Origin of the sequence: Pseudomonas sp. DTU12.3, from assembly GCF_004124275.1 — a bacterium.
Lineage (GTDB): Bacteria > Pseudomonadota > Gammaproteobacteria > Pseudomonadales > Pseudomonadaceae > Aquipseudomonas > Aquipseudomonas helmanticensis.
On the sequence record NZ_CP027218.1, the window covers coordinates 258,895 to 284,390 of the forward strand.

The 25,496-nt window shown below is 59.3% G+C and carries 26 protein-coding genes; 19 read left to right on the forward strand and 7 right to left on the reverse strand.

Translation table 11 applies throughout. The features are described from left to right. The first annotated feature begins 3 nt into the window (after positions 1 to 3). A complete protein-coding gene (gene aroE / locus C2E19_RS01170) occupies positions 4 to 825 on the forward strand; it encodes a shikimate dehydrogenase (protein WP_129386992.1) in 822 nt (273 codons plus the stop codon). A gap of 82 nt (positions 826 to 907) precedes the next feature. Here the strand turns inward: aroE and C2E19_RS01175 are convergent, their stop codons facing one another. The 3 genes from C2E19_RS01175 to betC form a co-directional block, all read right to left on the reverse strand. Next, the gene (locus C2E19_RS01175) at positions 908 to 2,476 is read right to left on the reverse strand and encodes a SulP family inorganic anion transporter (RefSeq protein WP_129386995.1); all 1,569 of its coding nucleotides are present in this window, start codon (positions 2,474 to 2,476) and stop codon (positions 908 to 910) included. 254 nt (positions 2,477 to 2,730) lie between these two features. Then, entirely contained in the window at positions 2,731 to 3,651 is a 921-nt protein-coding gene (gene choX / locus C2E19_RS01180) for a choline ABC transporter substrate-binding protein (RefSeq protein ID WP_129386999.1), read from the reverse strand. 16 nt (positions 3,652 to 3,667) lie between these two features. Then, the gene (gene betC, locus C2E19_RS01185; protein ID WP_129387002.1) at positions 3,668 to 5,182 is read right to left on the reverse strand and encodes a choline-sulfatase; all 1,515 of its coding nucleotides are present in this window, start codon (positions 5,180 to 5,182) and stop codon (positions 3,668 to 3,670) included. 114 nt (positions 5,183 to 5,296) lie between these two features. Between betC and C2E19_RS01190 the strand changes: the two genes are divergently transcribed. Further along, positions 5,297 to 6,247 carry a LysR family transcriptional regulator gene (locus tag C2E19_RS01190; RefSeq protein ID WP_129387005.1) on the forward strand — a complete coding sequence of 317 codons (951 nt, stop codon included), beginning with the start codon at positions 5,297 to 5,299 and terminating at the stop codon, positions 6,245 to 6,247. A 30-nt stretch (positions 6,248 to 6,277) separates the two neighbouring features. On the opposite strand, the gene C2E19_RS01195 is transcribed toward C2E19_RS01190, so the two are convergent. Continuing rightward, positions 6,278 to 6,946: an NAD(P)-dependent oxidoreductase gene (locus tag C2E19_RS01195; RefSeq protein ID WP_129387008.1), complete on the reverse strand. Its 669-nt coding sequence runs from the start codon at positions 6,944 to 6,946 to the stop codon at positions 6,278 to 6,280. 80 nt (positions 6,947 to 7,026) lie between these two features. On the opposite strand from C2E19_RS01195, the gene C2E19_RS01200 reads away from it, so the two are divergent. After that, on the forward strand, positions 7,027 to 7,353 hold the full coding sequence (locus C2E19_RS01200; RefSeq protein WP_129387011.1) for a DOPA 4,5-dioxygenase family protein: 327 nt from the start codon (positions 7,027 to 7,029) through the stop codon (positions 7,351 to 7,353). Here C2E19_RS01200 and C2E19_RS01205 read toward each other — a convergent pair whose 3' ends face one another. Beyond that, on the reverse strand, positions 7,354 to 7,755 hold the full coding sequence (locus C2E19_RS01205; protein WP_129387014.1) for a GFA family protein: 402 nt from the start codon (positions 7,753 to 7,755) through the stop codon (positions 7,354 to 7,356). Between the two features lie 321 nt (positions 7,756 to 8,076). On the opposite strand from C2E19_RS01205, the gene C2E19_RS01210 reads away from it, so the two are divergent. Together C2E19_RS01210 and C2E19_RS01215 are read left to right on the forward strand one after the other, a co-directional pair. Then, the gene (locus C2E19_RS01210; RefSeq protein WP_007954069.1) at positions 8,077 to 9,384 is read left to right on the forward strand and encodes a CitMHS family transporter; all 1,308 of its coding nucleotides are present in this window, start codon (positions 8,077 to 8,079) and stop codon (positions 9,382 to 9,384) included. 70 nt (positions 9,385 to 9,454) lie between these two features. Beyond that, the gene (locus tag C2E19_RS01215) at positions 9,455 to 10,222 is read left to right on the forward strand and encodes a TerC family protein (RefSeq protein ID WP_129387017.1); all 768 of its coding nucleotides are present in this window, start codon (positions 9,455 to 9,457) and stop codon (positions 10,220 to 10,222) included. Between the two features lie 265 nt (positions 10,223 to 10,487). Here C2E19_RS01215 and C2E19_RS01220 read toward each other — a convergent pair whose 3' ends face one another. After that, a complete protein-coding gene (locus tag C2E19_RS01220) occupies positions 10,488 to 10,853 on the reverse strand; it encodes a DUF6124 family protein (RefSeq protein ID WP_129387020.1) in 366 nt (121 codons plus the stop codon). Between the two features lie 600 nt (positions 10,854 to 11,453). Here C2E19_RS01220 and C2E19_RS01230 point away from each other — a divergent pair. The 14 genes from C2E19_RS01230 to C2E19_RS01295 all read left to right on the forward strand — a co-directional run bounded on the left by C2E19_RS01230 (position 11,454) and on the right by C2E19_RS01295 (position 24,003). Beyond that, entirely contained in the window at positions 11,454 to 11,951 is a 498-nt protein-coding gene (locus tag C2E19_RS01230; protein WP_129387026.1) for a PAAR domain-containing protein, read from the forward strand. A gap of 16 nt (positions 11,952 to 11,967) precedes the next feature. Further along, positions 11,968 to 12,270: a DUF2515 family protein gene (locus C2E19_RS29280; RefSeq protein ID WP_305955843.1), complete on the forward strand. Its 303-nt coding sequence runs from the start codon at positions 11,968 to 11,970 to the stop codon at positions 12,268 to 12,270. Between the two features lie 15 nt (positions 12,271 to 12,285). After that, positions 12,286 to 13,110, forward strand: coding sequence for a DUF2515 family protein (locus tag C2E19_RS01235; RefSeq protein ID WP_305955844.1), 825 nt, complete (start codon positions 12,286 to 12,288; stop codon positions 13,108 to 13,110). Beyond that, positions 13,110 to 13,742 carry a hypothetical protein gene (locus C2E19_RS01240; RefSeq protein WP_129387029.1) on the forward strand — a complete coding sequence of 211 codons (633 nt, stop codon included), beginning with the start codon at positions 13,110 to 13,112 and terminating at the stop codon, positions 13,740 to 13,742. Before C2E19_RS01235 ends, C2E19_RS01240 begins: the two co-directional genes overlap by 1 nt. Next, complete coding sequence (locus tag C2E19_RS01245) at positions 13,742 to 14,380, forward strand: hypothetical protein (RefSeq protein ID WP_256661273.1); 639 nt, start codon at positions 13,742 to 13,744, stop codon at positions 14,378 to 14,380. The genes C2E19_RS01240 and C2E19_RS01245 overlap by 1 nt, the downstream gene beginning before the upstream one ends. Continuing rightward, entirely contained in the window at positions 14,358 to 15,059 is a 702-nt protein-coding gene (locus tag C2E19_RS01250) for a hypothetical protein (RefSeq protein ID WP_256661274.1), read from the forward strand. The genes C2E19_RS01245 and C2E19_RS01250 overlap by 23 nt, the downstream gene beginning before the upstream one ends. After that, positions 15,056 to 15,697 carry a hypothetical protein gene (locus tag C2E19_RS01255; protein ID WP_256661275.1) on the forward strand — a complete coding sequence of 214 codons (642 nt, stop codon included), beginning with the start codon at positions 15,056 to 15,058 and terminating at the stop codon, positions 15,695 to 15,697. The genes C2E19_RS01250 and C2E19_RS01255 overlap by 4 nt, the downstream gene beginning before the upstream one ends. Before the next feature lie 302 nt (positions 15,698 to 15,999). Beyond that, complete coding sequence (locus C2E19_RS01265; protein ID WP_129387032.1) at positions 16,000 to 17,658, forward strand: Na/Pi cotransporter family protein; 1,659 nt, start codon at positions 16,000 to 16,002, stop codon at positions 17,656 to 17,658. 185 nt (positions 17,659 to 17,843) lie between these two features. Beyond that, positions 17,844 to 19,223 carry a pitrilysin family protein gene (locus tag C2E19_RS01270; RefSeq protein WP_129387035.1) on the forward strand — a complete coding sequence of 460 codons (1,380 nt, stop codon included), beginning with the start codon at positions 17,844 to 17,846 and terminating at the stop codon, positions 19,221 to 19,223. Positions 19,224 to 19,408: 185 nt separating this feature from the next. Then, positions 19,409 to 20,437 carry a DUF5924 family protein gene (locus tag C2E19_RS01275; protein ID WP_129387038.1) on the forward strand — a complete coding sequence of 343 codons (1,029 nt, stop codon included), beginning with the start codon at positions 19,409 to 19,411 and terminating at the stop codon, positions 20,435 to 20,437. A 54-nt stretch (positions 20,438 to 20,491) separates the two neighbouring features. Beyond that, positions 20,492 to 21,640, forward strand: a complete 1,149-nt coding sequence (locus tag C2E19_RS01280; RefSeq protein WP_129387041.1) for an ABC transporter permease — start codon at positions 20,492 to 20,494, stop codon at positions 21,638 to 21,640. Next, complete coding sequence (locus C2E19_RS01285; RefSeq protein WP_116254167.1) at positions 21,637 to 22,440, forward strand: ABC transporter ATP-binding protein; 804 nt, start codon at positions 21,637 to 21,639, stop codon at positions 22,438 to 22,440. Before C2E19_RS01280 ends, C2E19_RS01285 begins: the two co-directional genes overlap by 4 nt. Before the next feature lies 1 nt (position 22,441). Beyond that, on the forward strand, positions 22,442 to 23,380 hold the full coding sequence (locus C2E19_RS01290; RefSeq protein ID WP_129387044.1) for an MlaD family protein: 939 nt from the start codon (positions 22,442 to 22,444) through the stop codon (positions 23,378 to 23,380). Beyond that, positions 23,377 to 24,003 (forward strand): ABC-type transport auxiliary lipoprotein family protein, encoded by a 627-nt coding sequence (locus tag C2E19_RS01295; RefSeq protein WP_129387048.1) that lies wholly within the window; start codon positions 23,377 to 23,379, stop codon positions 24,001 to 24,003. The genes C2E19_RS01290 and C2E19_RS01295 overlap by 4 nt, the downstream gene beginning before the upstream one ends. A 119-nt stretch (positions 24,004 to 24,122) precedes the next feature. Here C2E19_RS01295 and C2E19_RS01300 read toward each other — a convergent pair whose 3' ends face one another. Continuing rightward, entirely contained in the window at positions 24,123 to 25,352 is a 1,230-nt protein-coding gene (locus C2E19_RS01300) for a nucleoside recognition domain-containing protein (protein WP_129387051.1), read from the reverse strand. Positions 25,353 to 25,496 lie beyond the last annotated feature (144 nt).

Genomic DNA, 25,496 nt, shown 5'->3' on the forward strand with positions numbered 1-25,496 from the left:
CTGATGGATCGTTACGTCGTTTTCGGTAACCCGATCGGCCACAGCAAATCGCCGATGATTCACAAGTTGTTCGCCGAGCAGACCGCACAGCAGCTCGACTACAGCACCTTGCTGGCGCCGCTGGACGACTTCTCCGGCTGCGCCAAGGCGTTTTTCGTAGACGGTCGCGGCGCCAACGTGACCGTGCCGTTCAAGGAAGACGCCTACCGTCTGGCCGACAGCCTGACTGCTCGCGCAGAGCGCGCCGGCGCGGTGAACACCTTGAGCAAACTGGCCGACGGTTCGCTGCTCGGCGATAACACCGATGGCGCCGGGCTGGTGCGTGACCTGACGGTGAACGCCGGGTTCAGCCTGAGCGGCAAACGCATCCTGCTGCTCGGCGCTGGCGGCGCGGTGCGTGGGGCGCTGGAGCCATTGCTGGCGGAGAAACCGGCATCGGTGATCGTCGCCAATCGCACGGTCGACAAGGCTGAGTTGCTGGCGGAGTTGTTCTGCGATCTGGGGCCGGTGTCGGCCAGTGGTTTTGACTGGCTGCGCGAGCCGGTGGACGTGATCATCAACGCTACATCGGCGAGCCTGACCGGCGATGTACCGCCGATTGCGCCGAGCCTGATCGAGCCAGGCAAGACCTTGTGCTACGACATGATGTACGGCAAGGAACCGACGGCGTTCTGCCGCTGGGCCAGCGAGCATGGCGCGGCGGTGGCGATGGATGGTTTGGGGATGTTGGCGGAGCAGGCCGCTGAGGCGTTCTTTTTGTGGCGGGGTGTGCGGCCTGATACGGCGCCAGTATTGGCCGAACTACGCCGCCAACTGACGGGTTGAAAATCAAAAGATCGCAGCCTGCGGCAGCTCCTACAGGGTGAACACCGATCCAATGTAGGAGCTGCCGAAGGCTGCGATCTTTTCAATCCTCAAACCGGATCGGACATTTCTCCGGTCCCTCCAGCTTCCGCAACTCCTCCACCACCTGCGGCCGCGCCCGACGCAAGGTCAAACTGCGATTCTGGCTCAACAACCGCCGCGCCTCCTGATGCAGCATCTCCACTCCCGAATAATCGATGAAGTTGATCTGCTGCGCCTCGATCACCACCCGCGCGCCGTGCATGCGCTGCAGGCGCACTTGCAGGTAATGGCTGGCGCCGAAAAAGATCGAGCCGCCGACGCGTAAAACATCGTCCTCACCGTCGCGCCAATGCTGCACACGTGGTTGCGAAGTGCGCTTGAGGTAGAAAAACAGCGACGCCAGCACCCCGGCATAAATCGCCGTCTGCAACTCCAGCAGCAAGGTCGCGAGACACGTCAGCGCCATTACCACGAATTCGGCGCGGCTGACTCGCAGCAACGAGCGAATGCCGCGATGATCCACCAGCCCCCAGGCAATCAGCAGAATGCTGCCCGCCATCGCCGGAATCGGAATGTGTGAAATCAGCCCCGCACCGAAAATCGCAAACAACGCCACCCAGATCGCTGAAAAAATCCCGGCCAGAGGCGAGCAGGCGCCCGCCTCGTAACTTAATCCTGAGCGAGTAAATGATCCGGCCGACAACGATCCGGAAAAGAACGCCCCGACAATGTTCGATAAACCTTGCGCACGCACTTCCTGATTGGCATCGAGTAATTGCTGCGACCGCGCCGAAATCGAGCGCGCAATCGACAGGCTGGTGACCAGCCCGAGCATGCCCACCGCCACGGCGCTCGGCAGCAGGCGCAAAATCAAATCCAGATCCAGCGGCAAGCCACTGAACGGCGGCAAACGCCCAACGAACGCACTGACCAGATGCACATGGCCGAACATCGCCGGCCACAACCACACCAGCAGGCTGGCCAGGATCAACGTTATCAACAGCGTCGGCCAGCGCGGCAGCAGTTGTTTCAGGACGATGCCGACCACCACCGTGGCCACGCCGAGCACCAGCGAAGGTTTATCCACAGCCCTTAGGTGTTGCAGCAGATCCATCAGACTCGCCAGCGCCGTGGCTTTGGCCGGCAATTCCAGGCCCAGCAGATTCGGCAATTGCCCGATAGCAATCACCACTGCCGCGCCAAGGGTGAAACCGAGCACCACCGAATGCGAGACGAAATTCACCAGCGCGCCGAAGCGCAGCAAACCGAGCAGCCACTGGAAAACCCCGGCGAGGAAGGTCAGTAGCAGGATCAGCGTGATGTAGTCCTGCGAGGCCGGCACAGCCAAGGGGCTGACGCTGGCGTACAGCACAATCGAAATCGCTGCGGTCGGGCCGCAAATCAGATGCCACGATGAACCCCACAGGCAAGCGATCAATACCGGGATAATCGCGGCATACAGACCGTACTCAGGTGGCAGACCGGCGATCAGCGCGTAGGCAATCGACTGGGGTAACGCGAGAATCGCACCGCTGAGGCCGACGATCAGATCCCGTCCGACGCTGGCGCGGGTTTGCCGCGGTAGCCAGGTGAGAAAGGGGAAGAGAGAGTGGCGGCTGGGGAAGGCCATGGATCCTCGCGGTTGGGGTTTTGTTCAAGGTTATCAGGGTGTCAGGGAAAGGGCCCTCACCCTAGCCCTCTCCCGGAGGGAGAGGGGACTGACCGAGGTGTTTGGACTGAATGTGTCGACCTGAGAAATCAGCGTCGAACTCAGGTCTTGAATCCAACAAATATCGGCTCCCTTCCCCCTCGCCCCCTTGGGGGAGAGGGCTGGGGTGAGGGGGCAAAAATCTCAAGCCGATTACTCATCCAGCCACCCCACAATCAAAGCTTCGCCTTAACCGCCGCCAACGCATCCTTCCCGTCAACCGTCTTCACCCCGTCCAGCCACTTATCCAGCACCGCCGGATTCGCCTTGATCCACGCCTTCACCGCCTCGGCATTAGTGACCTTCTTGTTCACCACCTCGGCCATGATGCTGTTCTCCATCGCCTGAGTGAACGAAAGATTGGTCAGCAATTTACCCACATTCGGACAGGCCTCGGCGTAACCCTTGCGCGTCAGCGTAAACACGCTGCCGGTGTCGCCGAAGTACTTCTCGCCGCCCTTCAGGTAATGCATTTTCAACTGCACGTTCATCGGGTGCGGGGTCCAGCCGAGGAAGGTGACGAATTTCTGTTTCTTCACCGCCCGCGACACTTCGGCGAGCATCGCCTGTTCGCTGGACTCGATCAGCTTCCACTGGCCCATGTCGAAGTCGTTCTTCTTGATGATTTCCTGCAGCGAGATATTCGCTGGCGCACCCGAACCAATGCCGTAGATCTTGCGCTCGAATTTGTCGGCGTATTTGTTCAGGTCGGCGAAGTTATGCACACCCGCGTCCCACACGTAATCCGGCACGGCGAGGGTGAATTCGGTGCCGTCGAGGTTCTTTGCCAATTGCGTGACGTCACCGGTGGCGACGAACTTGTCGTAGAAGCCCTGCTGCGCCGGCATCCAGTTGCCGAGAAACACATCCACCTGGCCATCCTTCAAACCGCCAAAGGTGATCGGCACCGCGAGGGTGTCGATCTTGGCCTTGTAGCCCATGCCGTCCAGCAGAAACCCGGTGATGGCGTTGGTCGCGGCGATGTCGCTCCAGCCCGGGTCGGCCATTTTCACCGTGTCGCAACTCTGCTCGGCGAACGCCGAGGCGCTGCTCAGCGCGAGCAGGCCGACCGTCACTACTGTGGATAACTTGCGCATGGACTTCCCCTTAACATTATTGGTTTTGGCAGGGTTGTGGATAACGTGCTTTGCGCTCCAGATCATCTAGGTCGATGTGGTTGCGCATGTACTGCTGACTGGCGTCCACCAGCGGCTGGTGATCCCAGCTCTTCAGCTTGCCGATGGATAACGCCTCGGCAACGAAACGGCGGCGCCGCTGGCTGGCGAGGACCTTCCGGTGAATTGCCGGAATATCCCACTTGGCCCGCGCTTGAGCGAGAAAATCGTCGAACAGCTGGCGATGTTGCGGCGATTGACTGAGTTCTTCCAATTCGCGCGGATCGTTGCTTACGTCGAAGAGTAGGCAAGGGTCGCTTTCACTGTAGATAAATTTGTAGGCGCCGCGACGGATCATCATCAACGGGCTGACGGTGCCTTCGGCCATGTATTCGCCGAACACTTCGTCATGGCCGCCCTGCCCTTGCAGGTGTGAGACCAGCGAACGGCCATCCAATGGCAGGCCCGGTTCCAGCGTTCCGCCGGCCATTTCCACGAAAGTTGGCAGCAGGTCGGCAGTGGATACGGCAGCACTGACACGGCCTGAATCGAACTGCCCTGGCGCACTGATCAACAGCGGCACGCGGGCAGCCATTTCATACCAGTGCATTTTGTACCAGAGGCCTTTCTCGCCGAGCATGTCGCCGTGGTCGCCGGAGAACACGATGATGGTGTCATCGATCAGCCCGGTTTCTTCGAGGGTTTGCAGAAGTTTGCCGACGTTGGCGTCTATATAGCTGCACGCACCGAAGTACGCCCGGCGCGCATCACGAATCTTATCCACAGGCAGCGGTTTATCCCACAGGTCGTAAACCTTGAGCAGGCGCTGCGAGTGCGGATCGAGTTCGTGTTGATCCGGGGTCGTAGGCAAAGGGATATCGGCATCGTCGTACAAATCCCAGAACGCCTTGGGAATGGTGTAGGGGTCGTGTGGGTGCGTCATTGAAACAGTCAGGCAGAACGGCTGATCGCCATCCTCGCGGATGTGATCAAACAAATACTGCTGCGCTTTGAACACCACCTCTTCATCGAAATCGAGCTGGTTGGTGCGCACGCACGGCCCAGCCTGCAATACCGAGGACATGTTGTGATACCAGCTCGGCCGTACGTCCGGCTCATCCCAGTTCACTGCCCAGCCGTAATCGGCCGGGTAGATGTCGCTGGTCAGGCGCTCTTCGTAACCGTGTAACTGATCGGGGCCGCAGAAATGCATCTTGCCCGACAGCGCGGTGCGATAGCCGAGGCGGCGCAGGTAGTGGGCGTAAGTCGGCACATCGGCGGGGAAATCGGCAGCGTTGTCATAGGCGCCGATCTTGCTCGGCAACTGGCCGCTGACCAGGGTGAATCGCGACGGCGCGCACAACGGGCTGTTGCAATAAGCGGCATCGAACACCACGCCTTGGGCGGCGAGGCGGGAAAGATTCGGCAGTTTGATCGGCGACGGGCCGTAGAACGGCAACATTGGCGCGGCCATCTGATCGGCCATGATGAAAAGAATATTCTTGCGCTTCATGTGATCGCGGCATTCCATAGTGAATATTTATGCGACATTGCTGCGATCGAGCATGGAGTCCATGCTGTATCCGGTAAAGCCCGCGTCGGACAATGACTAGGATAAGCACCGCTTATGTATGAAGCCTTGGGTGATCTGTCGCTCGACCTGTTGCGCGCATTCGAAGCGGCGGCGCGACATCGCAGTTTTACCGCCGCGTCGGTAGAGCTGGGCACTACGCAACCGGCGATCAGCCAGCAGATCAAACGCCTGGAAGAGCAACTCGGCACGCGCTTGTTTGATCGCATCTACCGCGGGATCGAATTGACCGAAGTCGGCGCCATCCTGTTCGAGCAGGTTTCCCTCGGTTTGCAGAATATCGACGCTGGATTGAGCGCAATCAGTGCACAGCAGCAACATGAAGTGCTGCAGGTCGCTACCGATTTCGCTTTCGCTGCATATTGGCTGATGCCGCGCCTGCACCGCTTCCATGAAGCCAATCCGCATGTCGATGTCAGCCTGGTGACCAGCGAACGCAACCACAACATGCTGCGCACCGATATCGACGTGGCAATCCTGTTTGGCGACGGGCGTTTCAAGCAGGGCGAAAGCCATTGGCTGTTCAGCGAAGAAGTGTTCCCGGTGTGCAGCCCGCAATTGCTCAATGAGCGCGCCCTGCCCTTGCCTGCTCAGGCACTGTTGGAATTGCCGTTGTTGCATCTGCGTGGCGAAAACAGCAGCAACTGGTTTGACTGGAGCGGCTTGTTTCGCGAGTTAGGCATCAACACGCCGCCGGCGCCGGGGCAATTGCGCTTCGACAATTACACGCTGTTGATCCAGGCGGCGATTGGCGGGCAGGGGGTGGCGATCGGTTGGCGCCACCTTGTGGATAACTTGCTGACTCAGGGTTTGTTGTGTCGGCCGATTGCTGAAACAACGCTGTCGCGGTTGGGGTATTACGTGGTGTTGCCGCAGCGCAAACGACGTGGGGCGTTGATTCAGCAGTTTGTCGATTGGTTGATGGTGGAGCAGGCGAACAGCGCCGAATCGTTGGCCGGGTTGGCGTTGCCTTCGATTGCGGTTTGAGGGGCAAGAGATCGCAGCCTGCGGCAGCTCCTACGAGGGATCTGTGGCGGCGATGAAATTTACGTGTTCGCCCACATGCAGATTCAGCCGCAGCTCATCGGCAATGCCGACCGCCACGCGATTCAGGCGTTCCAGCGGTTCGGCCAGACCCGGTTCCAGGTTGCCGCCGACCTGACTGAAATGCTCGATGGTCAGTCCAGCCACGCCGTGCGGGGCATTCACCAGCGTCCAGCGCAGCGGGCTGCTTTGCACGGCTTCGCGGATTTCCTCGGCAGCGTGACGTTGCAGGCGATCATCCAGATCCGGCTCGTCGAGTACGGCAAAATCGCCCACCAGAAACAGTCGCGAGACGTTGGCCAGTTGCAGGCCATCGACCAGCGCATCGACAGCCAGCACCTGTTCCACCGGCCCCAGCACCACAGATCTTTCCACGTGGTCACTGCTGAACGGCAAACCCGGCGCATCCAGCAGGCAAATCACCGCCGAACTCCCCGCTACGCTTTGATTGACTCGCTCGACATCGAACAGATCGCCGCTTTTGGTACGCAAACCCGGACGCGGCGCAAGCGCGGTCAGATCGTCGAGAATGGCGATGACTTCATGCTGGCGGCGCAGCAATTCAGCCATCAACGCACCGCCCAGGCTGGCCATGGCACCATAGAGCACCACTTTCACCGTAGGGGTTTCGGCATTTTTCATGGCTGATCCCTTTTGTTATCCCTTGTATGGCGTGTGACATACGGGCAACGCCGAGGGTTCGAACCGATTGAGGCTTTCCAATGCAAGTGATCAAGGGCTACCACGCCCACGTCTATTTCGACGCCGTCACCATCAGTCAGGCGCGCGCGTTATGTGATCAAGCTGCGCAGTTATTCCCGTTGAAGATGGGCCGCGTCCACGAACGCCCGGTCGGCCCACACCCGGACTGGAGCTGCCAATTGGCCTTCGGCCCCGAGCTGATTGGCGAGGTGTTGCCATGGCTGGCGCTGAACCGCAAAGGCCTGGTGGTGTTCCTGCACCCGGACACCGGCGATGACTTGCTCGACCATACCGAGCACGCGATCTGGATGGGCGCGATGCGGCCGCTGGACCTGTCTATTTTTTAATCACAGCGTTTCTTCGGCTTCGCCCGGCAGATGCTCATCCAGGTGCAGCCAAGGTAATTGGCTGTCGGTCCAGATGTGTCGTTCAGCCGGCGCCCGCTCCGGGTGATCAAGGGTGGCGATGGTCACGTCGATGCTCTCGGGGCTGAGCATTGTCAGCAACGCCAGTTGCGCGCCGCAATTCGGGCAGAAGAATCGCGCGCAGCTGCTGGACGAGTCATAGCGCGAAGGCGCCCCCGCCAGCCATTGGAAATTCGCTGCCGCCACGCTGATCCAGGTCGTGACTATTCCGCCGCTGACCTTGCGGCAGATCGAACAATGGCAGTGGGCGATGTCCTGCAACGCCCCGCTGAACTGATAACGAATGTGTCCGCAATGACAGCCGCCGCTGTGCAATTGGCTCATGGCCACAGCCTCCTTCCCGGGTTTATTGACTCTAGCCGTATCCGACGGCCGGTTAACCGTTCATTCAAAGCTTTCTTCAGCGAAAGGTAGCTGAAAGCTTCCGCGATTAGGATCGCCTCCACTTCCGGCAACAGACCGGTTGGCCAACGCGTGTGATACCACGCACGAACGGCCCAATTAACAACAACAATGGTGATTCTGATGTCCTCTGTAGCCCGCCTCCCCGCTTCAACTCCACCCGTACGCCTCGTGCTTCGCGTTCTGCGCTGATCCCACCCGATCCGCTCACTCAACTAGCCGCGCTACGCCTGGAGTATTCCCATGCTGACTTTCCTTGGCTTCGCCATGGTCATCACGTTCATGTTTTTGATCATGACCAAGCGCCTGTCCGCGCTGATCGCTCTGATCATCATCCCGATTCTGTTCGCGCTGTTCGGTGGTTTCGCACCGAAGATCGGCCCGATGATGCTCGAGGGCATCACCAAGCTCGCGCCGACCGGCGTGATGCTGATGTTCGCCATTCTCTATTTCGCCCTGATGATCGACTCCGGCCTGTTCGACCCGGCCGTGCGCAAGATCCTCAAACTGGTCAAGGGCGACCCGCTGAAAGTTTCGGTCGGTACCGCCGTACTGGCGCTCGTCGTCTCCCTCGATGGTGACGGCGCGACCACTTATATGATCTGCGTGGCCGCGATGCTGCCGCTGTACAGCCGCATCGGCATGAGCCCGCGAATCATGGCCGGCCTGATCATTCTCGCCGGTGGCGTGATGAACATGACCCCGTGGGGTGGCCCGACCGCGCGTGCGGCGAGTGCGCTGCATGTCGATCCTTCGGACATTTTCGTACCGATGATTCCAGCGATGGCCGCCGGTGTAGTGGCGATCCTGATCATTGCCTACTTCTACGGCAAACGTGAACGTGCACGCCTGGGTGAATTGCACCTGATCGGCGACGAGATCGATCACAGCGAAATCAGCGTGTCGCAATTCCCGGATGCCCGCCGTCCGAAACTGATCTGGTTCAACGGCCTGCTGACCCTGGCGCTGATGTGCACGCTGATCGCCGGCCTGCTGCCGCTGCCGGTGCTGTTCATGGTCGCGTTCAGTATCGCGATGATCGTCAACTACCCGTGCCTGCAAATGCAGAAGGATCGGGTCGCGGCCCACGCTGGCAGCGTGCTGTCGGTGGTCAGTCTGATTTTCGCGGCGGGTATCTTCACCGGTATCCTCTCCGGAACCGGCATGGTCGACGCCATGTCGAAAAGCCTGTTGGCAGTGATTCCGGACTTCCTCGGCCCGTACCTGGCGGTGATCACGGCGCTGGTGAGCATGCCGTTCACATTCTTCATGTCGAACGACGCGTTTTACTACGGTGTGTTGCCGGTATTGTCCGAAGCGGCCAGCCATTACGGCATCACCGCAGTGGAAATGGCGCGTGCCTCGATCGTCGGTCAGCCCGTCCACTTGCTCAGCCCGCTGGTGCCGTCGACGTACCTGCTGGTGGCGCTGGCCGGTATCGAGTTCGGTGACCATCAACGTTTCACCCTGAAGTGGGCAGTACTGGTCTGCCTGTGCATACTGGTGGCTGCATTGCTGTTGGGGACTTTCCCGCTGTTCAGCACTTTGTAACGGCATCAACTCACCAACACGCCAGCTGCTTGCTGGCGTCTTGGTTTAACACACGCTCAAAGGAATACACATGGAATGGCTGACCAACCCCGAAATCTGGGTTGCCTTCTTCACCCTGACCGCCCTGGAAATCGTCCTCGGCATCGATAACATCATCATGATTTCGATCCTGGTCAGCCGCATGCCCAAACACATGCAGCAGCGCACCCGGATCTTCGGTCTTGGCCTGGCCATGATCACCCGCATCCTGTTGCTGCTGTCGATCACTTGGGTCATGCGCCTCACCGCCGACCTGTTCGAAGTGTTCGGCCAGGGCATTTCCGGCCGCGACCTGATCCTGTTCTTCGGTGGTCTGTTCCTGCTGTGGAAGAGCTCGCAAGAGATGTACCACGCACTGGAAGGTGAAGACGAAAGCGATGACACCCCCGGCGGCAAGGGCGGCAACTTCCTCTACACGATCATCCAGATCGCGATCATCGACATCGTCTTCTCGCTGGATTCGGTGATCACCGCTGTCGGCATGGTTTCCCACGTGCCAGTGATGGTCGCGGCGATTGTCGTGGCAGTGCTGGTGATGATGCTGGCATCGGGCAAGATCAGCGAGTTCATCGACAAGCACCCGTCGCTGAAAATGCTCGCGCTGTCGTTCCTGCTGGTGGTCGGTACCGTGCTGATTGCCGAGTCGTTCGACGTGCATGTGCCGAAAGGCTACGTCTACTTCGCCATGGGCTTCTCGCTGGCGGTCGAGGCGATCAACATCAAACTGCGCGGCGCGATGGCCCGCAAGAAGAAACAGCAAGACCCGGTGAAACTGCGCAAGGACGTGCCGGGCCAGTAACCCGATAGTCCGCTAACAACGCAACACCCCTGTGGGAGCGGGCTTGCTCGCGAAAGCGTCGTGTCAGTCGACAGAAATGTTGGCTAACCCACCGCATTCGCGAGCAAGCCCGCTCCCACATTTGTTCAGGTGCACTGAATAACCTGGGTCAGCCAAAAGACCTGTAGGAGTGAGCCTGCTCGCGATTGCGGTTTCTCAGTCAACATCAATGTTGAAGCTGACGGCCGCATCGCGAGCAGGCTCACTCCTACATTTGTTTCTGCGTTCAGGCAGGCGGAACGAGGTTGTCGAGGACGCGGTTGACGGCCAGCTCACCCAGCATGATTACCTGCGCAATCCCCAGCAACGAATTGCGCTGCGGCCCGTCGATGAATCCGGCCAGATCACTGGCCATGATGCTCGCCGACGCCAGTGATTCGCATGCATGCACCAACAGGGTTTCGTTATCCACGGCGGGATCGATGAAAAAAATGCTGCTGGGTTTGCGTGGTGCGCCGGGGTCTTGTTTGAGACCGGGGCAGAGATAGAAGTCGAGGGCGCGGTCGGCGGCTTCTTTCATGCGCAGTGCTTCGACGGCGGGGTCGTGCGGTGCCGGATCGATGTCCGGGGGATCTGGCGTGATCTTTGTCATTGGCTCTAACCTCTTTGAAGAGTGAGGCTGCAAACCGCTCGCGACTAAACGAATGGGAGGCAGCTGTACGCAGGTTAGTCGACCGATGAGCCACGAAATCGGCGCGCCCGAAAGCGCCCTGCGCACAGCCACCATCAAGTGCAGGAATAGATAACCTGATTGACAGAGATTTGTACGTCGTGGAACAGACGGGCGACTAAACCCGACCACTGATAAGCAGTGGCCAGCCAACGATAGAGCCCCGCCCCAAGGCGCACAAGCCGGCGGATTCTGGCGTAGCCGTAGGCAACGGCGCAAGGTTTTGTAGCCTTGCGGACGTAACACCGCATGTGCATAAACACCCTGCCCAATCCGCGTTTAACACCCTCCAAAACATCACCACAAAAACCTGTGGGAGCTGGCTTGTCAGCGATAGCGGAGTGTCAGCCAACATCAATGTCGGCAGTGCCGCCGTCATCGCTGGCAAGCCAGCTCCCACAGGGTTTTCAGCGCTCCAACAGTGGCACATCGCACCCCTTTGAAACCGGATTCAAAGGTTGACGCACCCCGTTCCGCTCGTTAGCTTCCCCGCTCGCCTCAAACGACAAACAAGGAGTGTTCATGTCTGGAAAACCCGCCGCTCGCGTCACCGACCCGACCACCTGCCCCATTCCCGGCCACGGCACCAACCCGATTGCCAGCGGTTCCGGCGACGTCTTCTTCAACGGCCTCGCCGCCGCCCGACTGGGCGACACCTGCACCTGCGGCCAAGCCCTCAATGGCGCGTTCTCTGCCACAGTGTTCATCAACGGCAAAAACGCCATGACCCTCGATAGCACCGCCAGCCATGGCGGCGTCGTGGTCGGCGGCTCCGGTGACGTCATCATCGGCAGCTCGCACACGCCCGCGCCGTTCATTCCGCCGATGCCGATCGTTGGCCAGCCGCTGATTGAATTCAAAGCCGTCAGCGCCGGCAACGGCGAACCCATCGCCGCACAAGGCTACGAAATCGAAACCGCCGAAGGTCGCATCGTCAAAGGCCAGACCAACGAAAAAGGCATGACCCAAAGCGTCGCCACGCGCCAGCCGGACCTGGCTATCGTGCGCTGGACAGCCTGACCTTCAAGGAAGAACCATGACCGGACAATGCATCGCTCCAGACGACCTGGATATGAAAAAACTCTGGGACAGCACCTGCAAACGCGAAACCAACACCGCCGGCCCCAACCCGAAAACCCGCGTCGAAGTCCCGCTACTGACCTGCAACTGCCTGTGGCGCCGCTTCCAGAAAGAAGCCGAAGACTGGGTCGCCCCCGGCGGCGTCCTCATCGCCGACCCCCAGGCCCGCAACCGCAAAATCAACGCTGCCTACGCGCAGCTGTGGCTGGCGGATAACCGCTTTCAGTGGGCGGGGTTGGCGGCGTTTGCTTCGAAGTAGGTGGGGTGTGGGCTCGTGCATGCGGCCACTCTCGACCAGCGAATCGAAGCGGAAAAGAAGGCTTACCGAACCCTTAAAGACAGCCAACCCAAGGATTTGTATGAGCGCATAGTGGTGAACAGATTGCGCTCTGACCCTGAGCTGTGGCGGCAGTGGGATGAGGCCAAGCAACAGAACCCGGTTCCTTTGGCGAGTGATCCTTTGTCTGGCGATGCGATTGCTTTACTTCAAGAGGAGTTGCAATACGTTCACGAAATGCTGGCGCTTGGGAACACGGCTCTTTTTCTAGATGTTTATCCTTTGCACCGATTTTTTATGGTGCGCGGCCAGCAGGAGCTGGAAAGGTGCCTTGCTGATAGAAACAGCTTAAAAAATGAAGTGCTTTGGCCGATTGCGGATAAAGTCGAATTCGGGATGTACCGCACTGAAGTTTCCGAAACGTTCAAGGCAATCGAAGCTGGGGATATTGCTGCAAGCGTGGAGCTCATGGCTGCTCATGAGCGACTGAATATCCTGCAGCCCGCAATGTATGACGTGACTCATTTTGCGCTGCTGATGCAGGGCACCCAAGCGGGTGACGTTGTATCCGTGGTGACCGGATTATTCACCGGTATTTCTGAACAGATTCAGCTAACTCTCGCTAGCCAATGCAAAGCACCAGGCAATCAGCAGGTAACGTTTGGGCGCAACCCGCTAGCTAATCTTGCGGACAAAGATCAACGTATGGCGTTTGTGCTTCGAGCCGCGACGCAATTTAATCTTTTGCTTAAAGACCCGGCTACTCGGTCCCAGCTCGAGCAATCAATTAAAGAGATTTCAGTCGGTGGCGGTGTCAAATAATGACTTTCAAAAAGTACATCTTGGCCCTACTGGTAGGCGTCATCGCAGTAACTGCTTATGCCGTCAATTTGAATAGAAGCATGGATGTGCTCAGCGTCCATGTAGGCAAGCCATACGAGCAGGTCGTAAAAGATTCAACTTTTGCCGTCGACTCGAAGACAGCCATTTATCCGGGTCCCCCCCCGCATCCTAGTTCGACCTGGATCAGCGATCCCGTTGTCGTTCAATTTGACGATCCTATTCATGGCTTCACCTTGCCACCTACCAAGTTCGGTGCAGTGACATACCGGAACAGCAAAGTAGCAACCGTGACTACTTCACCGATGCTTGAAACCCTACCGTTTGAAGAGCTGGTGCCTCTTTTGGAGAGGCTTCAGCTCATGCTGAAAGCAGCAGGATGGGCGCCGCGTGACGCCGATAAACATGCTTGGGTGCAAGTACCAAGTGATGGCGAAAGAAGTGCGCTGCAAAGCAAGCTGTTCGATCAGGTCGTCATCGTGCTGCTACAGATCCCTCACAAATACACCCTGGCGCTAAACCTCAAATGCTACGTTCGCTGCGACGAGCGCGATCCAGACACCGCAAGGTATTTGATCGATGTCAGTATTGGTTCGGATAACTACAACAGGTGATGTCTCGCATCACGGAATGGCGCTGCTATGGGCGATGGCCGGCACTTTTCCTGCTGTACATCGGCCTGACGTCTTTTCACTATCCGCTGGATTTTCTGGTCGTTCACATCGGCAAGCCTTACGAAAGCGTTGTGCAAGACTCGACGTTTCCTGTGACATGGAAAACGGCTGTTTACCCAAGTGATCCACCTCACCCAAGTTCGACTTGGATCAGTAGCCCAGTGATCATCACTTTCGATGACGAACAACATGGGTTCACGTTGCCCGTCACAAAATTCGGTGCGATTGGCTGGTCTGACTTCAAAGCCATCACTCTTTCTACGTCACCAATGCTGGAGACGTTGCCGTTCGAGCAAGCAGTGAATCTGCTGGGAGAGCTGCAGCAGATGTTCAAAAAGGCAGGTTGGTCGCCAGAAGCTGTTGAAGGGAATGATTGGCTAAAGACTCAAACCCAAGAAGACAAGGTGCGTCTTCAGGCCAAGCTTTTTGATCAAATGGACGGTGTCATTCTGTTGATCCCAAACAAATACAGCCTGTTCCTCCACATCAAGTGCTATGCACGGTGCGATGAGCGGAATCCGGAGACGGCGAAATATTTGATTGATGTAGGTTTTGGTGAAGATCATTTCAGTGATTGATCGTTTTACATCGTCTCGTAGGAAATCAACGACCTTGGCAGGTAAGCATTGGGTGTCGATGGGCGCCGCTACGATTTTGCTGGTTGGTGTTATGGCGTGGCCATTGGGCGCCAAGACCCTATCCGTTCATATCGGAAAACCCTACGAACTGGTCATTAAGGATTCAACCTTCCCGGTCGAGGATAAAACGGCGATCTATCCTGGTGATCCTAATGACCCGAAGGATCCCGCGCGTCCTGGCTCTACATGGATTAGCAGCCCGACCATCATTGAGTTTGATGATCCTGTTAATGGCTTCAAACTTCCCCCGACTGTATTCGGCGCTGTGACGTATGCAAGCCAGAAAGTCTCGACACTGACGACCTCGCCGATGATAGAAACTTTGCCGTTCGCAGAAGCTCTGGATCGATTGGTTGTTACTCAAAGCAACCTCAAATCGCGAGGATGGAAGCTTGAGCCTCTGGAAAAAAACGACTGGTTCAATCTTGACTCCGTTCCGGAGCGTGAGCGGCTACGGGCGAAACTATTTGATCAAGCAGTTGGCATTGATTTGTACGTACCGGGAAAGTACAGCTTGCTGCTCTTGATCAAATGCTACGCAAGCTGTGACAAGCAAGATCCGACGACGGCGAAATATCTGATTGATGTCAGTGTGGGTCGGGATCGAAGCGGAGCATGAGTAATCGGTACAAGTGGCGCAGTCGATACTGGCGCACAGCAGCGTTTTTCGCGCTGTATGTATGCCTGACGTCTTTCCACTATCCGATGGGTGTTCTGGTCGTTCGCATCGGCAAGCCATATGCCGAGGTCGTCAAAGACTCCAGTTTTCCTGTTGAGCAGAAAACAGCCATGGACCCAAGTGACCCGCCCAAGGTCGACTCAACCTGGATTAGCAGTCCGGTCGTGATCACTTTTGATGACCCTGAACATGGCTTCACTTTGCCCAAAACCATCTACGGGGCGGTGGGCTACACCAGAGGGAAAGTAGACGGCATAACCACGTCTCCAATGGTTGAAACGCTTCCCTTCGATCAGACGGTGAAGCTTTTGAATGATCTGCAATTGATGTTCAGGGATGCCCTCTGGATTCCTGAACCCGTTGAGGGCAATGATTGGATCAAAGTGCAAAGCGATGATGAAAAGCGACAGCTACAAGCGAAGCTTTTTGATCAGGCGGATGGGGTCATTCTGCTGGTTCCGCACAAATACAGCCTGTTGATGCACATCAAGTGCTATGCGCGTTGCGATGAGCGGAATGTGGATACGGCCAGGTATTTAATTGACGTAGGCCTGAGCAGGGATCATTTCAGCGATTGATTCAGCCGCACCCGCAAACCCTGTGGGAGCTGGCTTGCCAGCGATGGCGGCGTGTCAGGCAACATCAATGTTGGTAGTGCCGCCCTCATCGCTGGCAAGCCAGCTCCCATAGGGATTTGCGGTGATTGTGGAAGGGGATGGATGAAGTGCTTTTCATGACACTTTTGTTTCAATCCACACTTTAGCTGTGCAATGCTGGCGCCCAGACCGTTAGCCGACTACAGCTTAAGTATCAAAAACGTAGAAACCGCGCGGTACCGTCCACTTGCCCCTCTGGGGCACTGCTATTACAGGGGGTCTGCATGCTCACCCTGCTCAATCTGCTTTCCGCCGTCGCCCTGCTGATCTGGGGCACGCACATCGTTCGAACCGGCATCCTCAGGGTGTACGGCACCAATCTGCGCCATGTGATTGGCCAGAACATGTCCAAGCGCTGGCTCGCGTTCGTGGCTGGCATCGTCGTCACCGCGATGGTGCAAAGCAGCAACGCCACGGCCATGCTCGTCACTTCATTCGTCGGCCAGGGCCTGATGGCGCTGACCCCGGCGCTGGCGACCATGCTTGGCGCCGACGTCGGTACCGCGCTGATGGCGCGGGTGCTGACATTCGACTTGTCGTGGCTGTCGCCGCTGCTGATCTTCCTCGGGGTGATTTTCTTTCTGTCGCGCAAACAGACGCGCCTTGGGCAGATGGGCCGCGTGGCCATCGGATTGGGGCTGATCATTCTCGCGCTGCAATTGATCGTTGAAGCCGCCGCGCCGATCACTCACGCCCAAGGGGTGAAGGTGATTTTTGCCTCGCTGACCGGCGACATCCTTCTCGACGCCCTCGTGGGCGCGTTGTTCGCGATGATTTCCTATTCCAGCCTCGCCGCCGTGCTGCTCACCGCGACCCTCGCGGGCGCCAGTGTGATCAGTCTGCCGGTGGCGATCGGTCTGGTGATCGGTGCCAACATCGGCAGCGGCGTGCTGGCGTTCATGAGCACCAGCATGCAGAACGCCGCCGGCCGGCAAGTGGCGCTGGGCAGCCTGTTGTACAAACTGATCGGCCTGCTGCTGATCATCCCGGTGCTCGACCCGCTGGTGCACTGGATTGATGGTCTCGATTTCAGCCCGCAGGAAATGGTCATCGGCTTCCACCTGCTCTACAACACTGCGCGTTGCCTGATTCTGCTGCCGAGCGTCGGGCCGATGGCGCGTCTCTGCGCGTGGTTGCTGCCGGAGCGGCCGGAGGTCAACGGCACCGCCAAACCGCGTCACCTCGACGCCACCGCACTGGTGACGCCGAGCCTGGCCTTGGCCAACGCCGCGCGGGAAACCCTGCGCATGGGCGATCTGCTCGACAACATGCTCGACGCCACGCTCGATGTGTTGCGCGGCAAGCAGACCGCTGTCACCCAGGAAATGCGCCGGCTCACCGACGACGTCGAAGCGCTGTACAGCGCGATCAAACTGTACCTGGCGCAGATGCCCCGCGAGGATCTTGGCGAGCAGGACAGCCGGCGCTGGGCCGAGATCATCGAACTGGCGATCAACCTGAAACTGGCCGCCGACCTGATCGAACGCATGCTGCGCAAGATTCAGCAGCAGAAGACTTCGCAGCGCCGCTCGTTTTCCGAGGAAGGTCTGGAAGACCTGGCCGGTTTGCAGCAGCAACTGATTGCCAACTTGCGCTTGGGCTTGTCGGTGTTTCTCAGCGGCGACCGCGAAAGTGCCCGGCAGTTGCTGCGCGAAAAACGCCGTTTTCGCGCGCAGGAGCGTCGTTTGGCCCATGCGCATGTCAGCCGTTTGCAACGCAAGATCGTGCAGAGTATTGAAACCAGTTCGCTGCACCTGGAGTTGATTGCCGACATGAAACGCTTGAATTCACTGTTCTGCGGCAGTGCCTATGTGGTGCTGGAGACGGCGGACACCGGAGCGCTGGAGTCGGATGATATTGCCGACATTACGCATTCGCCTTGAACGTCTGGGGCTAGGGTCAGTCAGTAACACAGAGTTCAGCCTCAAGGACGCCTTCGCGAGCAAGCCCGCTCCCACATTTGGAATGCATTCCCCCTGTGGGAGCGACGGTGCGACGATTCGACTTGCTCGCGAAGGCCATTTGACTGACGACACGGATCTCCAAATCAGCCGTATGGAAGCCTGTTATGCGTTGCCTGTTGTTCGCCTGTCTGTTGCTCGGTTCCCTGCCCGCCTTTGCCCTGGATCGCTTTCAGGTCGAAGGCTATGCGCTGCCCAACGGTTTGCAGTTGCTGCTCAAGCCCGGCACCGAGCGTGGGCATGTGGCTATCCGACTGGTGGTTGGCGTCGGCCTCGATGATTTCGACTGCAATGACAAAGAGCTGCCGCACCTGCTCGAACATCTGCTGTTCAGCGGCATCGACGCCACTGGCGAAGGTGGCCTGGAGGAACGCATGCAGGCGCTGGGTGGCGACTGGAATGCGTTCACCAGCAACGCCGACACCACGTTCGTCATCGAAGCCCCGGCGAAAAATCAGCGCAAGGTGCTCGACCTGCTGCTCGATCTGCTCACGCAAACGCGCATCGACGACAACGCCATCAACGCCGCCAAACGTGTGGTCGAGCGCGAGGACGGCGGCCACTACACGCGTCTGCAACGCTTTCTCGACCGTCAGGATCTTGGCCACACCGCAAGCAATCAGCTCGCCGTCGAACTGGGCCTGAAATGCCCGCAGCGCGCCGAGGTCGGTCACCTGACTCAGGAACAACTGGAGAAGGTGCGCAAGGCCTGGTACGCGCCGAACAACATGACGCTGATCGTCGTCGGTGAACTCGACAAATTGCTGCCGGCTTATCTGGAGCGCACCTGGGGCGCGTTGCAGGCGGTTGATCCGAGCGAACACCGGCCGCTACCGGACATCCGCACCAGCGCTGCGCATGAGCGCACCCTCACCCGTGGTTTTATCGGCGACAGCGCCAAGCTGCACTGGCTGGTGCCGGAACCGGTGCTGGACGATCAGTACGACGAGACCTTCGACATCCTCAAGGATTACCTCGACTGGGCGCTGTACCGGCAGATCCGCCTCAATCACGGCTTGTCGTACGGGCCGTGGGCCGAGCGCGAAGTGTTTGGTGGCGTCGGCTTCATGAGCCTGAATGCCGATCTGGATCGCGATGATGTCGACGAAGCCATTCAGGTACTCGAAGACCTCAAGGCTGATCTGCTGAAAAACGGCCTCGATGCCGACACCTTCGCGCGGATCAAACAGGCGGCGATCGCCCATCAGGCGTGGGCGGTGCAGGGCAACAGCGCGATGGCCGATTATTACTGGAGTGCGCTGGGCGATTACGAAGATGGCCGCTTTGCCAACCCCGCGCGCGAGCTGCAAGGGGTGACGCTGGCGGCGGCGAACAAGGCCATGCGTGAGTTGCTGCTGCAACCGGGGTATTTGCGGATCGAGAAGCCGTTGATCAGTGATGATCAGGTGTTGTGGCTGAGTGCGGGCGGGTTGGGTCTGGTGTTGCTGGTCCTGATCGGCTGGCGTTTGCATCGTAAGCGGGGTTGAAGATCAAAAGATCGCAGCCTGCGGCAGCTCCTACAGGGGATTGCGTTCCAAATGTAGGAGCTGCCGCAGGCTGCGATCTTTTGAGGTCCTGAAATGCACCGAATAAGTGACCGGCAGCCTCGCCACAGCGCCCGGCGGGCGCTACTCTGTCGAGGTTTTTTCCTACAGCGTTGTGAACCGCCCAAATGCCGAAAATACAGCTCCTGATCCAGCGCATTCTCGAACTGATGAAGCGCTATCCCGGGGTCATTGCGCTTGGCGGTTTCATCTCCGGGGTCGGCAGTTTCATCATGGTCGATCGTCAGCAGGGACTGGCGAGCTGGATCACCGTGATCATGCTGCTCAGCTGGATCTGGCTGATGCTGGAAAACACCCTCACCGGCCTCTTCACCCGCGTGTTCAAACGCGAGATTCCCCAGCCGCTGCTGCGTTACGCGACGCAGATGATCCATCAGGAAAGCCTGTTTTTCGTCCTGCCGTTCTTCTTCATCACCACGACGTGGAACAGCGGCCAGTTGTTTTTCACCGGCCTCCTCAGCGTCGCGGCGCTGATCTCGATCGTTGATCCGCTTTACTACAAATGGCTGGCGCCACGGCGCTGGGCGTTTCTCGCGCTGCACACCCTGACCCTGTTCGCTGCCCTGCTAACGGCGTTGCCGGTGATCATGCACCTGACCACGGCGCAGAGCTTCAAATGGGCGCTGGGGATTGCCGTGCTGTTGTCGTTCCCGAGCCTGGCGTCGATCTTCCCGATCCGCACGCTGCGTAATGCGCTGGCGATTCTCTGTATCACCGTCGGTATCGGCGCTGTCGGCTGGACCCTGCGTTCATGGGTGCCGCCGGCGACGTTGTGGATGACCGACGTGGCGATCAGCACTCAAATGCAGGATCGCACCCCCGGCGCCAGCCTCGACACGGTGAGCGCCGAGCAGATTCGTGGCGATGGCCTTTACGCCTACACCGCGATCAACGCGCCGCGCGGGCTCGATGAGCGGATTTATCACGTCTGGCAGTTCAACGGCAAAGAGGTCGACCGCATCCCTCTCGACATCCACGGCGGGCGCAAGGAAGGCTACCGGGCGTGGACGCACAAGCAGAATTTCCCCGGCAACCCGGCGGGCAAATGGCAGGTGCGGGTGCTGACCGAGGATGGCCAGGTCATCGGCGTGCTGCGCTTTGAAGTCACCGACAGCACAGCGATCAAAGAAAAGTAATCCGGTTCGTGCTATTACGTATGCCAGCATATTTAGCCGAAAAGCACGGAGCTTATGACCAGCAGCTCGATCAGCGGCAATGCCCAACTGGACACGTCGAACAGCCCTGCCCGCCTGCGGGTGACCGGGGACTGGACGCTTGCCCATTACGCCGAGCTGAAGACGCTGAGCGAAAAGCTCCACGGCCAGTACGACGCCAACACTCCGATCGACCTCAACAGCCTCGGCGCCCTCGACACCGCTGGCGCTTCGTTGCTGGTCGAACTGCTCGGTTCCGAGCGCCTCGGTAAATCTGCCGAGCATCCTGATTGCACGATTTCCACCGCCGACCGCGCGCTGCTGCAAACGGTGTATCGCTCGATGACTGATTTCTGCGTGCCGATCAAGGAGCCGGAAATCAGCGTCAGCGTGCAGTTGCTGACGCGCATCGGCCGCGCCGTCGACACGGTCTGGCAAGACACCCTGCAACTGCTCGGTTTTGTCGGCCTGATCCTCGAAACCATCGCTCGCAGTCTGTTCCGGCCCAAGCGCTGGCGCATCACGCCAATGATCGCGCACATCGAACAGACCGGCCTCGACGCCGCGCCGATCGTGGCCTTGCTGACTTTCCTGGTCGGCGCGGTGGTAGCGTTCCTCGGCGCGACGGTGCTGGCCAGTTTCGGAGCGACGATTTTTACCGTCGATCTGGTCGGTTTCTCGTTTTTGCGTGAATTCGGCGTACTGCTCACGGCGATCCTGATGGCGGGCCGCACTGCCAGTGCCTTTACCGCGCAAATCGGCTCGATGAAGGCCAACGAAGAAATCGACGCGATCCGCACTCTCGGCCTCGACCCGATGGAGCTGCTGGTGGTGCCGCGCGTGCTGGCGATGTTGGTGGCGCTACCGATGCTGACGTTTCTGGCGATGCTCTGCGGGATCATTGGCGGCGGTGTGGTCTGCGCGGTGTCGCTGGATATTTCGCCGGCGATGTTCCTGACGCTGTTGCAGTCGGACATCGGCGTGCAGCATTTTCTGGTCGGCTTGGTCAAAGCGCCGATCTTCGCCTTCATCATTGCCGCGATTGGCTGCCTGGAAGGCTTCAAGGTCAGCGGCAGCGCCGAGTCGGTTGGCGCCCACACCACCTCCGCTGTGGTCCAATCGATTTTCGTGGTGATCGTGCTCGACGCGGTGGCCGCACTGTTCTTCATGGAGATGGGCTGGTGAGTCGTCTACCCCGCGCGCCCTCGGAGGCGGTGATCGAAGTCCGTGGCCTGTGCAATCGCTTCGGCAGCCAGAGCGTGCACGAGAACCTCGATCTGGATTTGTACAAAGGCGAAATCCTCGCGGTGGTCGGTGGCTCCGGCAGCGGCAAATCGGTGCTGTTGCGCAGCATTGTCGGCCTGCGTCGGCCCAGCGAAGGCATCGTAAAAGTGTTCGGCAAGAACCTGCCGAGCCTGTCCGAGCACGAACGCTCGCTGGTCGAACGACGTTTCGGCGTGCTGTTTCAGAAAGGCGCGCTGTTTTCGTCCCTGACGGTCACCGAGAACGTCGCCCTCCCCCTCATCGAACACGCCGGCCTGAGCCGCAACGACGCCGAGCACCTGGCCGCCGTGAAGCTGGCGCTGGCCGGGCTGCCGCTGTCGGCGGCGGACAAATACCCGGCGTCGCTGTCCGGCGGCATGATCAAGCGCGCCGCGCTGGCCCGGGCCTTGGCGCTGGATCCGGACATCCTGTTTCTCGACGAACCCACCGCCGGCCTCGATCCGATTGGCGCGGCACAGTTCGATCAACTGATCCTGACCCTGCGCGATGCGCTCGGCCTCAGCGTGTTTCTGGTGACCCACGACCTCGACACGCTCTACACCATCACCGACCGCGTGGCGGTGCTGGCGCAGAAAAAAGTGCTGGTCGCCGGCCCGATCGATGTCGTCTCGGAAACCGACGACGCGTGGATTCACGAATACTTCCACGGCCCGCGCGGCCGCTCGGCGCTGGACGCCGCCAAATTGCTCAACGAGGTCTGACATGGAAACCCGAGCGCATCATGTGTTGATCGGCCTGTTCACCGTGATTGTGGTGGCAGGCGCCCTGCTCTTCGGTCTATTCCTGGCCAAGTCCAGCGTCGACACCGAGTTCAAGGACTACGAGATTGTCTTCAGCGAGGCGGTCAGCGGGCTGTCCAAGGGCAGCCCGGTGCAGTACAGCGGAATCAAGGTCGGCGATGTGATCAATTTGCGCCTTGATCCGAAAGACCCACGGCGGGTGCTGGCGCGGATTCGTCTGGCCGGTGACACGCCGGTCAAGGAAGACACCCAGGCCAAACTGGCGCTGGCCGGGATCACCGGTACGTCAATCATCCAGCTCAGCGGTGGCACCCCCGAGAGCCCGAAACTGACCGGCCATGACGGCAAACTGCCGCTGATTGTCGCCTCGCCCTCGCCTATTTCGCGCCTGCTCAATGACTCCAACGATTTGATGAGCGGGATCACCGCGCTGCTGCAGAACGCCAACCAGATGTTCTCCTCCGAGAACGTCGAGCGCGTCAGCAAGACCCTCGCCCATCTGGAGCAAACCACCGGCACCATCAACGATCAGCGCGGCGACATCAAGCAGGCCATGCAACAACTGGCGACTGTCGGCAAACAGGCCGGCAGCATGCTCGAACAGACTTCGCTGCTGATGCGCAACGCCAACGGCCTGATCAACGATCAGGGCAAACAAGCGCTGGGCAGCGCCGAACAGGCGATGAAGTCGCTGGAGCAAAGCACCACCACCATCAGCACCTTGCTCAGCAAAAATGAAAGCTCCCTCGACAACGGCATGCAGGGCCTCAACGGCCTGGCCCCGGCGATCCGCGAATTGCGCGAGACGCTGACTTCGCTGCGGGCCATCTCGCAACGCCTTGAGGCCAACCCCAGCGGCTACTTGCTGGGCCGTGACAAGAACAAGGAATTCACGCCATGAAGCTGACTCGCCTCGCCCTTCTCGCTGCTGGCATTTCGCTGATCAGCGCGTGTTCGATTCTGCCCAAGGCCGAGCCATCGGATGTCTATCGCCTGCCGACGGCACAGGCGCCCGCCTCGGCCAGTTCGGCGGCAACGCAGCATTGGTCGTTGCGACTTAACAAGCTGCAGGCCAGTGAGACATTGAACCGGCCGATGATTGCGGTGATTCCTCAGGGGGATGTGATCAGCAGCTACAAAGGCTCGCGCTGGAGCGATCCGGCACCGGTGCTGGTGCGCAATCGCTTGCTCGACGGCTTTGCGCGTGATGGCCGGGTGACGTTGCTCAGTACCGATGACAGCAACTTTGCTGCGGATCTGGAATTGGGCGGGAGTTTGCAGGCGTTTCAGACTGAATATCAGGGCACGCAGGCCAGCGTCGTGGTGCGGGTCGATGCGTTGCTGGTGCGCGGTTATGACCAGCGGATTCTGGCCAGCCGGCGCTTTGAAGAACGTCAGCCGTTGAGTGATGTGCAGGTGCCGGCGGTGGTCGCAGGCTTTGGCCAGGCCAGTGATCGCCTGACCGCGAAAGTCGTCGCGTGGGCCGTCGACCAAGGCCAAAAATTGGCCCCCCAAAAACCTTAAGCCCAACACAATCCCCCTGTGGGAGCGGGCTTGCTCGCGAATGCGGTGTATCAGTCAACATTATTGCTGGCTGACCCACCGCATTCGCGAGCAAGCCCGCTCCCACATTGGATTTTTGTTTAACCGAAGAACCAGTAGCAGACCGCGATCGCGCCAACCACACCGGCAAACTCCGCCAGCAGTGCACAACCCACCGCATGCCGCGCCCGCTGAATACCCACCGCGCCGAAATACACCGCCAACACATAGAACGTCGTTTCGGTACTGCCCTGCACCGTCGCGGCGACCAGTGCCGGGAAGCTGTCGACCCCCGAGGTCTGCATCGTCTCGATCAACATCGCCCTTGCCGCGCTGCCGGAAAACGGTTTAACCATCGCCGTCGGCAACGCATCGACAAACCGTGTGTCCCAACCGGCCCACTCGACCAGATGACGAATCCCATCCAGCCCGAAGTCCAGCGCCCCGGAGGCACGCAGTACGCCGACCGCGCAGAGCATCGCTACCAGATACGGCAGGAGATTCTTCGCGACATCGAAGCCTTCCTTCGCGCCTTCGACAAACGCCTCGTAGACCTTCACTTTCTTTAACGCGCCGATGATCAAAAACAGCATGATCAACCCGAACAACGTCAGATTACCGAGGATCGACGACAATCCCGCCAAAGCCGTCGCCGAAAGCGTGCCGAGCAGCGCCATAAAGCCACCGAGAATCAGCGCACCGGGAATCAGATAGGCCAACACCACCGGATCCCAGATCCGCAGGCGTTGCATGAACGCCACCGAGAGGAAGCCGACAATCGTCGAGCAACTGGTCGCCAGCAGAATCGGCAGGAACACCAGCGTCGGGTCCGGCGCGCCTTGCTGGGCGCGGTACATGAAGATCGTTACCGGCAGCAGGGTCAGGGAGGAGGCGTTGAGCACCAGAAAGAGGATTTGCGCGTTACTGGCAACGGTGGCGCTGGGATTGAGCTCCTGCAGCGCCTTCATGGCTTTCAGGCCGATTGGCGTCGCGGCGTTGTCGAGGCCCAGGCCGTTGGCAGCAAAGTTGAGGGTGATCAGGCCAAGGGCAGGGTGGCCGGCCGGGACTTCCGGCATCAGCCGAAGAAACAGCGGCCCAAGCACCTTCGCCAGCCATTCGACGATCCCGGCCTTCTCGGCAATGCGCAGAAAACCCAGCCACAGGGTGAGGGTGCCGAACAGCAGCACCATGACTTCGACCGAGAGCTTGGCCATGGCGAAAATGCTCTCCACCATCGCCGCAAAGATCCCGGCGTTGCCGCCGATCAGCCACTGCGCCAGCGCCGATACGGCTGCGACGATGAAGAAGCCAAGCCACAGGCCATTAAGCATCAGTCAAATCCCCCGAAGAATGCCGCGAATGATAGCGGGGTCGCCAGAAACGACAAACCCCGGATTTCTCCGGGGTTTGTCTACAGGCTCGTGGCCCCAATCTTATGTAGGAGCTGCCGAAGGCTGCGATCTTTTGATTTTATT